This is a genomic window from Pseudoduganella rhizocola (genome assembly GCF_045984285.3).
Taxonomy (GTDB): Bacteria; Pseudomonadota; Gammaproteobacteria; order Burkholderiales; family Burkholderiaceae_D; genus Rugamonas.
On sequence record NZ_JBJQIK030000006.1, the window covers coordinates 100542 to 115119 of the forward strand.

A 14578-nucleotide genomic window follows, 5' to 3' on the forward strand; every position below is an offset into this window, starting at 1 on the left:
TCGGGACGAAAAAAAACCCCGCCGGAGCGGGGTTTGTGTGGCATTGCAGCAGTCTTACTTGGTGCTGCGGGTGCCGACCACTTCGATTTCCACGCGGCGGTTCTTCGCGCGGCCTTCGGCGGTCTTGTTGTCGGCCACTGGCTGCTTCTCGCCTTTGCCTTCGGTGTACACGCGGTTGGCGTCCACGCCCTTGCTCAGCAGATAAGCTTTCACGGCTTCGGCGCGGCGCACGGACAGCTTGTCGTTGTAAGCATCGGTGCCCACGGAGTCGGTGTGGCCCACGGCGATGATGACTTCCAGGTTGATGGTGCCCAGTTTCGAGGTCAGGTCATCCAGCTTGGCTTTGCCTTCAGGCTTCAGCACGGCCTTGTCGAAGTCGAAGAAGGCGTCCGCGGCGAAGGACACTTTTTCCGAAGTCGGCGCCGGGGCTGGAGCAGGTGCTGGCGCCGGGGCAGGTGCCGGAGCGGCTGGTGGAGGCGGTGGCGGCGGTGCTACGCACTTGCCGTTTTCCAGTTTCTCCGGTTCCACGCAGATTGGCAGGTCGCAGCCTGGCACGGCATCGGCCGGGGTCCAGTAGCCGGTGCGCCAGCACAGGCCGAACGGGTTGCGGGCGATGATGCCGCGCGCGTCCTGCACATAGGCGCTTTTCGGGGTTGGGGCCTTGATGTCAACAGTGACCGGAGCGAAAGGTGGCGCGGTCGGCTTGTCCTGTGCCATGGCCAGGCCGGACAGCATTGCCGAAGCTGCGAGGAGGGTTGTAATCAGTTTTTTCATATTTTTCTTTCCTTTCGTGATTCCGCAGAAAACGTCGTGTGTTGCGTGGGGCGAAATATTACCATGACGGCCACACGCACTACTATGGGGCGCACCGTCCGCATTTTCCCTGATTGCGAAACAGTTAATTACGTTTCAGTCCATTTTGCCACACTCAAAAAATTCGCACCGGAGGGGGCAAATTAAGAGTTTCGCGCGTTCGACCAAAATGTTGTATTTGTGCAACGAGCGAACATGATATTAAAGATGAAATATGTCAGCACGATTACATGACAGTAATGCACCGGTTTTGTGCTGGTCTGTGCGGCAGTGCACCACCGCGAACGGATGGGCAAAGCGGGCGGTTTGCCGAAATGGACTGGGGGCTGTTGCGCCATGCTAAAATCGTGCGATTGTCTGCAGTGCGTCCCCAGCAGGCTGAACCAACCGGAATAGAGAACTCGACCCGCCAATGGATCAATTCGCAAAAGAAACAATCCCAATTTCCCTCGAAGAAGAGATGCGCAAGAGCTACCTCGATTACGCCATGAGCGTGATCGTGGGCCGGGCCTTGCCGGATGCGCGCGACGGCCTCAAGCCGGTGCACCGCCGCGTCCTGTACGGGATGCATGAACTGAACAACGTGTGGAACCGTCCTTACGTGAAGTGCGCGCGTGTGGTGGGTGAAGTCATGGGTAAATACCACCCGCACGGCGACGCCTCCATTTACGACACGCTGGTGCGTATGGCGCAGGACTTCTCGCTGCGCTACATGCTGGTGGACGGCCAGGGCAACTTCGGCTCCATCGACGGCGACAACGCGGCGGCAATGCGTTATACCGAGTGCCGCCTGGACAAGATTGCCGGCGAACTGCTGGCCGATATCGACAAGGAAACCGTCGATTTCGCCCCGAACTACGACGGCAAGGAGAAAGAGCCTACCGTCCTGCCGACCAAGCTGCCGAACCTGCTGATCAACGGCTCCTCCGGCATCGCCGTGGGTATGGCCACCAACATCCCGCCGCACAACCTGTCGGAAGTGATCAACGGCGCGCTGCACGTGCTGAAGAATCCGGACTGCTCGATCGACGAGCTGATCGAACTGATCCCGGCGCCGGACTTCCCGACCGCCGGCATCATCTACGGCGTGTCCGGCGTGCGCGACGGCTACCGCACCGGCCGCGGCCGCGTGGTGATGCGCGCCAAGACCCACTTCGAGGAATACGGCAAGGAAGGCGGCCGCATCGCGATCATCGTCGATGAGCTGCCATACCAGGTCAACAAGAAGTCCCTGCTGGAGCGCATCGCCGAGAACGTGCGCGACAAGAAGCTGGAAGGCATTTCCGATATCCGCGACGAGTCCGACAAGTCGGGCATGCGCGTGGTGATCGAGCTGAAACGCGGCGAAGTGCCGGAAGTGGTGCTGAACAACCTGTACAAGCAGACCCAGTTGCAGGACACCTTCGGCATGAATATGGTGGCCCTGGTGGATGGCCAGCCGAAGCTGATGAACCTGAAGGACATGCTGTCCACCTTCCTGTCGCACCGCCGCGAAGTGGTCACGCGCCGTACCGTGTTCGAGCTGCGCAAGGCGCGCGAACGCGGCCACGTGCTGGAAGGCCTGGCGGTTGCGCTGGCCAATATCGATGAATTCATCGCCATCATCAAGGCCGCGCCGACGCCGCCGCTGGCGAAAACGGAACTGATGGCCAAGGCCTGGGATTCCTCGCTCGTGCGCGAGATGCTGGCGCGCACCGGCGACGAAGGCCAGGCGGGCATTGAAGCCTTCCGTCCCGAGCACCTGCCGAAGCACTACGGCCTGCAGCCCGATGGCCTGTACAAGCTGTCCGACGAACAGGCGCAGGAAATCCTGCAGATGCGCCTGCAGCGCCTGACCGGCCTGGAACAGGACAAGATCGTCAACGAGTACAAGGACGTGATGGCGCAGATCGCCGACCTGCTGGACATCCTGGCCAAGCCGGCCCGCGTGACCGCCATCATCACGGACGAACTGACCGCATCGAAGCTGGAATACGGCGAGAAGGACGCGCGCCGTTCCACCATCGAGCACAATGCCACCGACCTGGAAACGGAAGACCTGATCACGCCGCAGGACATGGTGGTGACGCTGTCGCACATGGGCTATATGAAGGCCCAGCCGATCTCCGAATACCGCGCGCAGAAGCGCGGCGGGCGCGGCAAGCAGGCCATGGCAACCAAGGACGAGGACTGGATCGACCAGCTGTTCATCGCGAACACGCACGACTACATCCTGTGCTTCTCGAACCGCGGCCGCATGTACTGGCTGAAGGTATGGGAAGTGCCGCAAGGCTCGCGCAACTCGCGCGGCAAGCCTATCGTGAACATGTTCCCGCTGCAGGACAACGAGAAGATCACCGTGGTGCTGCCGCTGTCCGGCGAAAACCGCACCTTCCCGGAAGACCACTACGTGTTCATGTCCACCAGCCTGGGCACCGTGAAGAAGACGCCGCTGAAAGACTTCAGCAACCCGCGCAAGGCCGGCATCATTGCCGTGGACCTGGACGAGGGCGACTTCCTGATCGGCGCTGCACTGACCGACGGCAAGCACGATGTGATGCTGTTCTCCGACGGCGGCAAGGCGGTGCGCTTCGACGAGAACGATGTGCGTCCTATGGGCCGTACCGCGCGCGGCGTGCGCGGCATGAACCTGGAAGAAGGCCAGAACGTGATCGCGCTGCTGGTGGCCGAGAACGAGCAGCAGTCCGTGCTCACGGCAACCGAGAACGGCTTCGGCAAGCGTACCCCGATCACCGAGTACACCCGCCACGGCCGCGGCACCAAGGGCATGATCGCTATCCAGACCTCCGAGCGTAACGGCAAGGTGGTGGCGGCAACGCTGGTGGATGCTTCGGACGAGATCATGCTGATCACGACCGGCGGTGTGCTGATCCGCACCCGCGTTTCCGAGATCCGCGAGATGGGCCGCGCAACCCAGGGCGTGACCCTGATTGCGGTGGAAGACGGCACCAAGCTGTCCGGCCTGCAGCGCATCGTGGAAGCGGACATCGACGAAGTGGAGCTGGAACCCGAAGGCGGTGCAGCTGCGGCTGCGCCGGGCGGCGAACCCGAAGCCCCGGCCGAATAAGGCCTCAACCCAACGGGCCCCGCCTGAGCAATCAGGCCGGGCCCGTAGTTTTTCTACCCAGGGATCATGAGAAAAATCGCCGCAGTACTGTTCGCCGCGCTGGCCTTCGCCGGGGCGCCGGCCATGGCGCAGGAGGCCGACCCTGCCGTAGCCGCCGCAGCACGCGAGCTGTTCGATGCAATGAATTTCCGCTCCGTGACGGCCGAAGCCTTTGCGCAGATGTCGCGCCAGATGCCGGCCATGATGCGCGCCGGCGGCGAGCAGGCAATCCGCGCAGATGCTAAGCTCTCTGAGGCGCAGCGCAGCGCCAAACTGGCCGAGCTGGATGGCAAGGTGGCCATGGCCACCGAAATGATGGACAAGATCTTCTCCGACCCCGGCATCGTGGACGCGATGATCGAGGAAATGGTGCCGCTGTATGCGCGCTATTACACGGTTGAGGACATGAAGGCCATGGCCGCCTTCTACCGCACGCCGACCGGCCGCAAAACACTGACGCTGATGCCGAAGCTGATGAATGACAGCATGCAGATGGGGCAACGCATCATGCAGCCGCGCCTTCAGAAGGCCATTCAGGAACTGGACAAGAAGAAATAAGGAAGGATTACCGCTGTGACGAACATCTACAACTTCTCCGCCGGCCCCGCCGTACTGCCGAAAGAGGTGCTGGCGCAGGCTGCTGCCGAAATGCTGGACTGGCATGGCAGCGGAATGTCCGTGATGGAGATGAGTCACCGCGGTCCCGAATTCCTGTCGATCTACCGCGCCGCCGAGCAGGATGTGCGCGACCTGCTGTCCGTGCCTGCAAACTACAAGATCCTGTTCATGCAGGGTGGAGGGCTGGGCCACAACGCCATCATCCCGATGAATATGCTGGGCGGCCTGGAATCGCCGAAGATTGACTTCATCCAGACCGGTTCCTGGTCGAGCAAGTCGGTGAAGGAAGCGATGCGTTATGCAAAGGTGAATGTGGCGGCCCAAGGCGTCACCAGCGTGCCGCCGCAGTCCGAGTGGAAGCTCACGCCGGGCGCCGCCTACCTGCACATGTGCACCAATGAGACCATCGACGGCGTGGAGATCGACTTCGTGCCGACCGTGCACGGCGACACGCCGCTGGTGGCGGACATGTCCTCGCACATCCTGTCGCGCCAGGTCGATGTGTCGAAGTACGGCGTGATCTTCGGCGGCGCGCAGAAGAATATCGGCCCGGCCGGGGTGACGCTGGTGATCGTGCGCGAAGACCTGATCGGCAGGGCGATGCCCATCTGCCCGTCCGCCTTCGACTGGAAGAATGTGGCCGAGAACGAATCGATGTACAACACGCCGCCCACCTACGGCATCTATATTGCCGGGCTCACCTTCCAGTGGCTGAAGAAGCAGGGTGGCGTGGCGGCCATGGAACAGCGTAATATTGAGAAAGCGAAGCTGCTGTACGCGGCTTTGGACGCGGACGATTTCTACCAGAATCGGGTCGCGAAGGAGTATCGCTCGCGCATGAACATACCGTTCTACCTGCGCGACGAATCGCAGAACGAAGCATTCCTGGCCGGCGCCAAAGCGCGCGGGCTGCTGCAACTGAAGGGCCACAAGTCCGTCGGCGGTATGCGGGCATCGATTTATAACGCGATGCCGATCGAAGGCGTGCAAGCGCTGGTCGATTACCTGAACGAGTTTGCGGGCCGCTGATTTCGCCCCTGGGCGGGCCAGGCCCGCAGCATTCAAACGCAAGCATTCAGACCATGACAGACAAACTCACACCACTGCGCGAACAGATCGATTCGATCGACGCGCAGATCCTGGACCTGCTGAACCGGCGCGCCAAAGTCGCGCAGGAAGTGGGCCACGTCAAAGCCGAAACCAATGCGCCGGTGTTCCGTCCCGAACGCGAAGCGCAGGTGCTGCGCGGCGTGGCGGACCGCAATCCCGGCCCGATGGGCGATACGGAAGTGCAGATCATCTTCCGCGAGATCATGTCGGCATGCCGCTCGCTGGAAAAGCGCCTGGCCATCGCCTATCTCGGCCCGGTGGGCACTTTCAGCGAACAGGCGGTGCACCAGCAGTTCGGCCACTCGGTCGAGGCGCTGGCCTGCGCTTCCATCGATGAGGTGTTCCGCGCCACCGAGGCCGGCACCGCCGATTTCGGCGTGGTGCCGGTCGAAAATTCCTCCGAAGGCGCCATCGGCCGCACGCTGGACCTGCTGCTGCAAACGCCGCTCACCATCAACGGGGAAGTCGCCATCGCCGTGCGCCACAGCCTGATGACGCGCACCGGCCTGATGGACGGCGTGAACGTGATCTGCGCGCATTCGCAGGCGCTGGCGCAGTGCCAGATCTGGCTGAACAACAATTACCCCCAGCTGGAGCGCCGTGCCGTGTCCTCCAACGCCGAAGCGGCGCGCATGGCGCGCGACGACGCCAGCGTGGCCGCCATTGCCGGCGAGCGCGCGGGCGTGCAGTATGGCCTCGGTGTAGTGAAGGGCAATATCCAGGATGACCCGCATAACCGCACGCGCTTTGCCGTGATCGGCCAGCATGCGGTGGGGCCGTCCGGCAAGGACCGTACCTCGCTGGCGCTGGCGGTGCCGAACAAGGCGGGCGCGGTGTACACCTTGCTGGCGCCGCTGTCGCAGCACGGCGTGTCGATGACGCGCTTCGAATCGCGTCCGGCCCGCACCGGCACCTGGGAATACTATTTTTATGTTGATATCGAAGGCCACGTCCAGACCCCGGCCGTAGCGCGTGCGCTCGCAGACCTGCAGGGCAACGCGGCCTTCTTCAAAGTGCTGGGCTCCTACCCGACCAGCCTCACCTGACTTTAGAGAAAACTATGTCCAAGCAATTCGGTCCTGAATACGTCCGCGCTATCGCTCCTTACCAGGCTGGCAAGCCGATCTCGGAAGTGGCGCGGGAGTTCGGCCTCGATGAAGAGGCTATCGTGAAGCTGGCATCGAACGAGAATCCGTTCGGTGTGCCGGAATCGGCAAAAGAGGCGATGGCCAAGGCTGCCGCTGAACTGGGCCGCTATCCCGATGCCAATGCCTTCGACCTGAAGCAGGCGCTGTCGAAGCGCTACGACGTGCCGATGGAGTGGATCACGCTGGGCAACGGCTCCAACGATATCCTCGAAATCGCCGCCAAGGCCTTCGTGGAGAAGGGCCAGTCCATCGTCTACGCGCAGTATTCCTTCGCCGTGTACGCGCTGGCTGCACAAGGCATCGGCGCACGCCACATCGTGGTGCCGGCCAAGAACCACGGCCACGACCTGGACGCCATGGCAGCCGCCATTGCTCCGGACACGCGCCTGGTCTTCATCGCCAACCCGAACAACCCGACCGGCACCTTCGTGACCGGCGCCGAGCTGGAGGCGTTCCTGAAGAAGGTGCCTTCGAACGTGGTGGTGGTGCTGGACGAGGCCTACAACGAGTTCCTGTCGGCCGGCGACCAGTATGAATCCGCAGCGTGGGTGCGCCAGTACCCGAACCTGCTGGTGTCGCGCACCTTCTCCAAGGCCTACGGCCTGGCAGGACTGCGCGTTGGCTTCGCGCTGGCGCAGCCGGAACTGACGGACCTGATGAACCGCGTGCGCCAGCCCTTCAACGTGAATTCGCTGGCGCAGGCGGCGGCCATCGCGGCGCTGAACGACAAGGCCTTCCTCGAAAAGAGCGCTGCCAACAATGCGGCTGGCTACGAGCAGTTTGTGGAGGCCTTCAAGCAGATGGGCCTCGAGTACGTGCCTTCGCATGGCAACTTCGTGCTGGTGAAGGTGGGCGATGATGACGGCGCGGGCGCCCGCGTCAACCTGTCGCTGCTGAAGCAGGGCGTCATCGTGCGGCCGGTGGGCAATTACGGCCTGCCGCAGTGGCTGCGCATTTCCATCGGTCTGCCGCAGGAAAATGCGGTGCTGATCGCTGCCTTGCAAAAGGCGTTGGCGGAGAATCGTGCTGAATAAAGTCGTCCTCTTCGGCGTTGGCCTGATCGGCGGCTCGTTTGCGCGGGCGCTGAAGAAGGCCGGCGCCGTGCAGCGCGTGGTCGGCATCGACCGCTCGCCGGCCTCGCTGGAACGCGCGAAGCAGCTCGGCATCATCGACGAGATTGGACCCATCCCCAGCGCACCAGCCGATTCCGCCGCGGCGCAGCGTGCCGGTGGCGCGTCCGGCGCCTCATCCGGCGCAGCGGCCGATGCGGCTTACCTTGCCGCGTTGGCTGACACGCTGCGCGACGCCGACCTGATCATGCTGGCCGCTCCGGTAGCGCAGACGGGCCGCATCCTCGCCCTGATCGCACCATACCTGCCGGACGGCGCCATCGTCACCGACGCCGGCAGCACCAAGACCGACGTGGCCGCCGCCGCACGCGCCGCGCTGGGTAGCAAGATTGCCCAGTTCGTGCCCGGCCACCCCATTGCAGGCCGCGAAACCAACGGCCCCGACGCCGCCATCGACAATCTCTATGTCGGCAAGAAAGCCGTGCTTACCCCGCTGCCCGAAAACACCGGCGCAGATGTGGAGCGCGTTGCAGCGGCGTGGAAAGCCTGTGGAGCGATCATCCACACGCTCACGCCGGAGGAACACGACAAGGTATTTGCCGCCGTCAGCCACCTGCCGCACCTGCTGGCCTACGCGCTGGTGGACGACATCGCCCGCAAGCCGCACGCCGAGCTGCTGTTCCAGTACGCCGCCAGCGGCTTTCGCGACTTCACCCGCATTGCAGGCAGTTCGCCGGAAATGTGGCGCGACATCAGCCTGGCCAACCAGCAGGCGCTGCTGACGGAGCTCGACGCCTACATGGCGCAACTGACGCACCTGCGCGCCCGGCTTGCCGCCGGGGACGGCGCAACCCTCGAAACCGTGTACGGCAACGCGCAGCGCGCGCGCCAGCGCTGGATCGAGGCCATCGAAGCGGCCGAGACGCCGCAGCCGAAAGACAAAGATTAAGGACAGGGCCATGAGCCAATACCCAGAACACATCGACCTCAAGCCGGTCACGCACGTTGAAGGCGTGGTGCGCCTGCCGGGTTCCAAGAGCATTTCCAACCGCGTGCTGCTGCTTGCCGCGCTGGCCGAAGGCGAAACCAAGGTCGTCGACCTGCTGGATTCGGACGACACGCAGGTCATGCTGGCCGCACTGCGCAAGCTTGGCGTGGAATGGAAGGAAGAGCAGGCCAATGGCGGCAGCACCATCCACCGCGTCCAGGGCGTGAACGGACAGTTCCCGAACCGCAGCGCGGACCTCTTCATGGGCAATGCAGGCACCGCGATCCGTCCGCTGACGGCGGCGCTGGCCGTGATCGGCGGCGACTACACGGTGCACGGCGTGCCGCGCATGCACGAGCGCCCGATCGGCGACCTGGTGGACGCGCTGAACGCCGTCGGCGCGAACATCGAATACACAGGTAATGCCGGTTATCCGCCGCTCCATATCCGCGAGGGAAAGTTCGAAGCGAAGCGCCTGTCGGTGCGCGGCAATGTGTCGAGCCAGTTCCTGACCGCGCTGCTGATGGTGGCGCCGCTGATGGCGGCCGAACACGCGGTCACAATCGAGGTGGAAGGCGAACTGATTTCCAAGCCCTATATAGAAATCACGCTGAACCTGATGCGCCGCTTCGGCGTGGTGGTGGAACAGGATGAATGGAAGTCCTTCACGATTCCGAGCGGCGTGCGCTACCAGAGCCCCGGCAATATCCACGTTGAAGGTGACGCTTCCTCGGCCTCCTACTTCATGGCGGCCGGCGCGATTGCGGGCGGCCCAATCCGCGTGGAAGGCGTAGGCCGCGACTCCATCCAGGGGGATGTGCGCTTCGTGCACGCGCTGGAGCAGATGGGCGCGCAGATCACGATGGGTGACAACTGGATCGAAGCCAAGTCCAGCGGCCCGCTGAAAGCCATCGATGCGGACTTCAACCACATTCCCGATGCGGCGATGACGATTGCAATTGCCGCGCTGTACGCCGATGGCAAAAGCACGCTGCGCAACATCGCCAGCTGGCGCGTGAAGGAAACCGACCGTATCGCGGCCATGGCCACCGAGCTGCGCAAGCTGGGCGCGGAAGTGGAAGAGGGCCCGGACTACCTGTGCGTGACGCCGCCGAAGGTGCTGAACCCAGCCACCATCGACACCTATGACGACCACCGCATGGCCATGTGCTTCTCGCTCGCCTCGCTGGACGGCGCGATGCGGCGCGGCACCGAGGTGCGCATCAACGACCCGAAGTGCGTCGCCAAGACCTTCCCCGACTACTTCACCGCCTTCGCCAACATCGCCCACGAAGCCAAGTTCTGAAAATGGGGACAGACCCTAATTGCTTAATTAGGGTCTGTCCCCAATTACCCAGGGCGGCGGGTTAAAATCCGCCTATGCCTACCTCGAACATCCCCGTCATCACCATCGACGGCCCGACTGCCTCCGGCAAGGGCACCGTCGCGCACCGCGTCGCCGACCACCTTGGTTTTCATCTGCTGGACTCCGGCGCCCTGTACCGGCTGACCGCGCTGTCGGCCCTGCGCCGCGATACCGACCTCAGCGATGAGCATGCCGTGGCCAAGCTGGCCGAGCACCTGAACATCCATTTCACCGGCGACGCCGTGTTCCTGTCGCAAGAAAACGTCACCGAAGACATCCGGCAGGAAGTTGTTGGCAATACTGCATCAAAGATTGCTGCTTTGCCAGCAGTGCGCCAGGCCCTGTACGGGCTGCAGCTGGGCTTCCGCAAGGCGCCAGGCCTCGTGGCGGACGGCCGGGACATGGGCACGGTGATCTTTCCCCACGCCCAGCTGAAGGTGTTTTTGACCGCCAGCGTGGAGGCGCGGGCCGAACGCCGCTATAAGCAATTGATTGGCAAGGGAATTTCTGCTAATATGCAAGACCTCCTGATGGATTTGAAAGCGCGGGACGACCGGGATACGAACCGGGCCATCGCGCCACTCGTCCCAGCAGAGGGGGCGCATGTCCTGGATACCTCGAATATGTCGGCCGATGCCGCCGTAGAACAGGTGCTCCAGTGGTATGCGGCCATCGGGAAGAATGTTGGTGCCTAGGCGCGCTCTGTGCGCCGAAGCGTGTGTTTAACCCTAACCCAGTTGAAGTCCCATAGTGGGAGCCTTGCTGGCTAACCTGGAAGTTAATTTAAATGGAAAGTTTCGCAGCCCTCTTCGAAGAGTCCCTGTCGCGTCAAGACATGCGCTCTGGCGAAGTGATCTCCGCTGAAGTCGTGCGTCTGGACCACAACTTTGTTATCGTCAACGCCGGCCTGAAATCGGAAGCTTTCATCCCTGTTGAAGAATTCAAGAATGACCAAGGCGAACTGGAAGTCAAAGTAGGCGACTTCGTTTCCGTGGCCATCGAATCGCTGGAAAATGGTTTCGGCGATACCATCCTGTCGCGCGACAAGGCCAAGCGTCTGGCTTCGTGGCTGGCGCTGGAAAAAGCAATGGAATCCGGCGAGATCGTCGTCGGTACCGTCAATGGCAAAGTCAAGGGCGGCCTGACCGTTCTGACCAACGGCATCCGCGCGTTCCTGCCAGGTTCGCTGGTGGACACCCGTCCTGTCAAAGACACCACCCCGTTCGAAGGCAAGACCCTCGAATTCAAGGTTATCAAACTGGACCGCAAGCGTAACAACGTCGTTCTGTCCCGCCGCGCCGTCATCGAAGCTTCGATGGGCGAAGAGCGTCAGAAACTGATGGAAACGCTGAAAGAAGGCACCGTGGTGACCGGCGTTGTGAAGAACATCACCGACTACGGCGCGTTCGTGGACCTGGGCGGCATCGACGGCCTGCTGCACATCACCGACCTGGCATGGCGCCGCGTGCGTCACCCATCGGAAGTGCTGACCGTGGGTCAAGAGATCACCGCCAAAGTGCTGAAGTACGATCAGGAGAAGAACCGTGTGTCCCTGGGCGTGAAGCAGCTGGGCGACGATCCTTGGACCGGCCTGTCGCGTCGTTACCCGCAAGGCACCCGCCTGTTCGGTAAAGTCACCAACCTGACCGACTACGGCGCGTTCGTGGAAGTGGAACAGGGCATCGAAGGCCTGGTGCACGTTTCCGAAATGGACTGGACCAACAAGAACGTGGCTCCGAACAAGGTTGTCCAGCTGGGCGACGAAGTGGAAGTCATGGTTCTGGAAATCGACGAAGAGCGTCGTCGTATTTCGCTGGGCATGAAGCAGTGCAAGGCCAATCCTTGGGACGACTTCGGCGTGACCCACAAGAAGGGCGACAAGGTCAAGGGCGCGATCAAGTCGATCACCGACTTCGGCGTGTTCATCGGCCTGGCTGGCAACATCGACGGCCTGGTGCACCTGTCCGACCTGTCCTGGACCGAGCCTGGCGAAGAAGCCGTGCGCAAGTTCAAGAAGGGCGACGAGCTGGAAGCGGTTGTTCTGGCCATCGACGTGGAACGCGAGCGCGTTTCGCTGGGCGTGAAGCAACTGGAAGGCGACCCATTCAACAACTACGCTGCCATGAACGACAAGGGTTCCCTGGTCACCGGCACCGTGAAGTCGGTTGAGCCTAAAGGTGTTGTGGTGCAGCTGTCCGACGAAGTTGAAGGCTACCTGCGCGCTTCCGAAATCTCCCGCGACCGCGTGGAAGATGCCGGCACCCACTTCAAGGTTGGCGACAGCGTTGAAGCCCTGGTCATCAACATCGACCGCAAAGCTCGCAGCATCCAGCTGTCCATCAAGGCGAAGGACAATGCTGATACCGCTGAAGCCATGCAGAAGATGGCAGCTGACAGCAGCGCCGCATCGGGCACCACCAGCCTGGGCGCACTGCTGAAAGCCAAGATGGACAACAAGAACTAAGACTTCTCTGCGAAACGTAGATGACCAAGTCCGAATTGATCAACCGCCTGGCTGAGCGCTATTCCCAGCTGGTGGCCAAGGATGCGGAGTATGCCGTCAAGACGATTCTTGATGCGATGACCGGTGCTTTATCGAGCGGCCAGCGTATCGAGATTCGTGGCTTCGGCAGCTTTGCACTGAACAGCAGGCCGCCACGCATCGGGCGTAACCCGAAGTCCGGCGACAAGGTGATGGTGCCCGAAAAACGGGTGCCCCACTTCAAGCCGGGCAAGCAGTTGCGCGAGCGGGTCGATGCGATGGTCGGGCAACCGATCATCGAGGACTGAGTCTCTGCAAATGAGAGTCTGAAAGGGGCGGGCCGTGGCCTGCCCCTTTTTTTTGAAACAGAGGATGCTAAACGATGAAAATAATTTCCACTGTTGTTGGCGTTGTGTTGTTTGTCCTGTTCTTTGGTTTTGCCCTCAAAAATACGCAGGAAGTTGACCTGCACCTGTTCCTCAATTACGAATTGCGCGGCCCCCTGGTGCTGATGCTGCTCGTGTTCTTCGTGGCTGGCGCCGTCCTTGGCGTGCTGGCGCTGACGCCCACCGTGTTCCGCCACCGGCGCGAATCGACGAAGCAGAAAACCACCATCCAGTCGCTGCAGATTTCGGCCCTCAAGGCCAACCAGGCGCCTGACAGCGTGAACGCGCAGCAGTAATCAAGGACTTCTCATGGATTTTGAAATCTGGTGGCTGCTGGGCATCCCGGCATTCTTCGGCCTTGGATGGATTGCTGCGCGTGTGGATATCCGCCAGCTCGTGTCCGAATCGCGCACGCTGCCGCGCGGTTACTTCAAGGGCCTCAATCATTTACTGAACGACCAGCCGGACAAGGCGATCGATTCCTTCATCGAGATCGTGAAGCTCGACCCGGAAACGGTGGAGATGCACTTCGCCCTCGGCAACCTGTTCCGCCGCCGCGGCGAGACCGAGCGCGCGATCCGCGTGCACCAGAACCTGCTGTCGCGTCCCGATCTGCCGGCCGACGAGCGCGCACATGCCGAATATGAGCTGGGCCAGGATTACCTGAAGGCCGGCCTGCTGGACCGCGCCGAGGAAACCTATAACCGCCTGCTGGAAACCTCATACGCGGTGCAGGCGCGCCGCGCGCTGCTGGAGATCTTCCAGCGCGAGAAGGAGTGGGAGCGCGCTATCGAAGCCGCCATCGGCCTGCAGGAAGCAGGCGCCGGCACGCGCCAGAAAGAGATCGCGCAGTTCTACTGCGAGCTGGCGCAGGACGCGCTGGTGAAGCTGCATCCGGAGGAGGCCACGCCGCTGCTGGAGAAGGCGCTGCAGGCCGACCGCACCAACGTACGCGCCACGATCCTGTGCGGCGACGTGCAGCTGGCGCAGGGCGATGTGGAAGGCGCGCTGACGACCTGGCGCCGCGTGGAGCAGCAAAGCGTGCCGCACGTTGCGCTGGTGGCGCAGCGCCTGATGGACGGCTACCGCAAGGTGGGCCGTCCGCAGGAGGGCCTCAGCCTGCTGCGTTCCTACCTGGAGCAGGCCTCGTCCATCGACCTGCTGGAAGTAGTGTTCAAGGCCGTCAGCGAACTGGAAGGCACGGAAGCCGCGCGCCAGCTGGTGGGCAATGAGCTGCGCCGCACGCCGACGCTGCTGGGCCTCGACAAGTTCCTGGAAGCGCGCATGCTGGATGCGCCGCCCACCGTGATGACCGAGCTCACCATGGTAAAGAACCTGGTGCATGGCTACACCCAGAAACTGGCGCGCTACCAGTGCAGCCACTGCGGCTTCAAGGCGCGCCAGTTCTACTGGCACTGCCCCGGCTGCAGCCGCTGGGAGACCTATCCGCCGCGCCGTACCGAAGAACTGAATGTGATGAACTGAGGGGCA

Annotated in this window: 13 protein-coding genes; 12 read left to right on the forward strand and 1 reads right to left on the reverse strand. The window is 62.4% G+C overall.

The genetic code is table 11. The features are described 5' to 3' along the window. Positions 1–54: 54 nt before the first annotated feature. A complete protein-coding gene (ompA, locus tag ACJRPG_RS15070) occupies positions 55–774 on the reverse strand; it encodes an outer membrane protein OmpA (RefSeq protein ID WP_408000906.1) in 720 nt (239 codons plus the stop codon). Positions 775–1225: 451 nt separating this feature from the next. Here ompA and gyrA point away from each other — a divergent pair, with 451 nt between their 5' ends. The 12 genes from gyrA to lapB all read left to right on the forward strand — a co-directional run bounded on the left by gyrA (position 1226) and on the right by lapB (position 14572). After that, complete coding sequence (gene gyrA / locus ACJRPG_RS15075) at positions 1226–3880, forward strand: DNA gyrase subunit A (protein WP_408000907.1); 2655 nt, start codon at positions 1226–1228, stop codon at positions 3878–3880. A 66-nt stretch (positions 3881–3946) separates the two neighbouring features. Continuing rightward, positions 3947–4477, forward strand: a complete 531-nt coding sequence (locus tag ACJRPG_RS15080) for a DUF2059 domain-containing protein (protein WP_408000908.1) — start codon at positions 3947–3949, stop codon at positions 4475–4477. 15 nt (positions 4478–4492) lie between these two features. Further along, positions 4493–5566: a 3-phosphoserine/phosphohydroxythreonine transaminase gene (gene serC, locus ACJRPG_RS15085; RefSeq protein ID WP_408000909.1), complete on the forward strand. Its 1074-nt coding sequence runs from the start codon at positions 4493–4495 to the stop codon at positions 5564–5566. A gap of 53 nt (positions 5567–5619) precedes the next feature. Next, entirely contained in the window at positions 5620–6693 is a 1074-nt protein-coding gene (pheA, locus tag ACJRPG_RS15090) for a prephenate dehydratase (protein WP_408000910.1), read from the forward strand. A 14-nt stretch (positions 6694–6707) separates the two neighbouring features. Continuing rightward, the gene (gene hisC, locus ACJRPG_RS15095) at positions 6708–7829 is read left to right on the forward strand and encodes a histidinol-phosphate transaminase (protein ID WP_408000911.1); all 1122 of its coding nucleotides are present in this window, start codon (positions 6708–6710) and stop codon (positions 7827–7829) included. Beyond that, entirely contained in the window at positions 7819–8814 is a 996-nt protein-coding gene (locus tag ACJRPG_RS15100) for a prephenate dehydrogenase (protein ID WP_408000912.1), read from the forward strand. The genes hisC and ACJRPG_RS15100 overlap by 11 nt, the downstream gene beginning before the upstream one ends. A gap of 10 nt (positions 8815–8824) precedes the next feature. After that, positions 8825–10159 (forward strand): 3-phosphoshikimate 1-carboxyvinyltransferase, encoded by a 1335-nt coding sequence (aroA, locus tag ACJRPG_RS15105; protein ID WP_408000913.1) that lies wholly within the window; start codon positions 8825–8827, stop codon positions 10157–10159. Positions 10160–10233: 74 nt separating this feature from the next. Next, the gene (gene cmk / locus ACJRPG_RS15110) at positions 10234–10914 is read left to right on the forward strand and encodes a (d)CMP kinase (protein ID WP_408000914.1); all 681 of its coding nucleotides are present in this window, start codon (positions 10234–10236) and stop codon (positions 10912–10914) included. A 92-nt stretch (positions 10915–11006) separates the two neighbouring features. Next, positions 11007–12683 carry a 30S ribosomal protein S1 gene (gene rpsA, locus ACJRPG_RS15115; protein WP_408000915.1) on the forward strand — a complete coding sequence of 559 codons (1677 nt, stop codon included), beginning with the start codon at positions 11007–11009 and terminating at the stop codon, positions 12681–12683. Between the two features lie 20 nt (positions 12684–12703). Further along, the gene (locus ACJRPG_RS15120) at positions 12704–13009 is read left to right on the forward strand and encodes an integration host factor subunit beta (RefSeq protein WP_408000916.1); all 306 of its coding nucleotides are present in this window, start codon (positions 12704–12706) and stop codon (positions 13007–13009) included. Between the two features lie 74 nt (positions 13010–13083). Continuing rightward, complete coding sequence (locus ACJRPG_RS15125; RefSeq protein WP_408000917.1) at positions 13084–13383, forward strand: LapA family protein; 300 nt, start codon at positions 13084–13086, stop codon at positions 13381–13383. 13 nt (positions 13384–13396) lie between these two features. After that, complete coding sequence (gene lapB, locus ACJRPG_RS15130) at positions 13397–14572, forward strand: lipopolysaccharide assembly protein LapB (protein WP_408000918.1); 1176 nt, start codon at positions 13397–13399, stop codon at positions 14570–14572. The last annotated feature ends 6 nt before the right edge of the window (positions 14573–14578 follow it).

Bases quoted from the DNA above. Each gene is read 5' to 3' on its own strand.
- rpsA (WP_408000915.1), top strand. From the start codon at position 11,007: ATGGAAAGTTTCGCAGCCCTCTTCGAAGAGTCCCTGTCGCGTCAAGAC.
- ompA (WP_408000906.1), bottom strand. From the start codon at position 774: ATGAAAAAACTGATTACAACCCTCCTCGCAGCTTCGGCAATGCTGTCC.
- ACJRPG_RS15080 (WP_408000908.1), top strand. From the start codon at position 3,947: ATGAGAAAAATCGCCGCAGTACTGTTCGCCGCGCTGGCCTTCGCCGGG.
- hisC (WP_408000911.1), top strand. From the start codon at position 6,708: ATGTCCAAGCAATTCGGTCCTGAATACGTCCGCGCTATCGCTCCTTAC.
- gyrA (WP_408000907.1), top strand. From the start codon at position 1,226: ATGGATCAATTCGCAAAAGAAACAATCCCAATTTCCCTCGAAGAAGAG.
- lapB (WP_408000918.1), top strand. From the start codon at position 13,397: ATGGATTTTGAAATCTGGTGGCTGCTGGGCATCCCGGCATTCTTCGGC.
- ACJRPG_RS15125 (WP_408000917.1), top strand. From the start codon at position 13,084: ATGAAAATAATTTCCACTGTTGTTGGCGTTGTGTTGTTTGTCCTGTTC.
- cmk (WP_408000914.1), top strand. From the start codon at position 10,234: ATGCCTACCTCGAACATCCCCGTCATCACCATCGACGGCCCGACTGCC.
- aroA (WP_408000913.1), top strand. From the start codon at position 8,825: ATGAGCCAATACCCAGAACACATCGACCTCAAGCCGGTCACGCACGTT.
- pheA (WP_408000910.1), top strand. From the start codon at position 5,620: ATGACAGACAAACTCACACCACTGCGCGAACAGATCGATTCGATCGAC.
- ACJRPG_RS15120 (WP_408000916.1), top strand. From the start codon at position 12,704: ATGACCAAGTCCGAATTGATCAACCGCCTGGCTGAGCGCTATTCCCAG.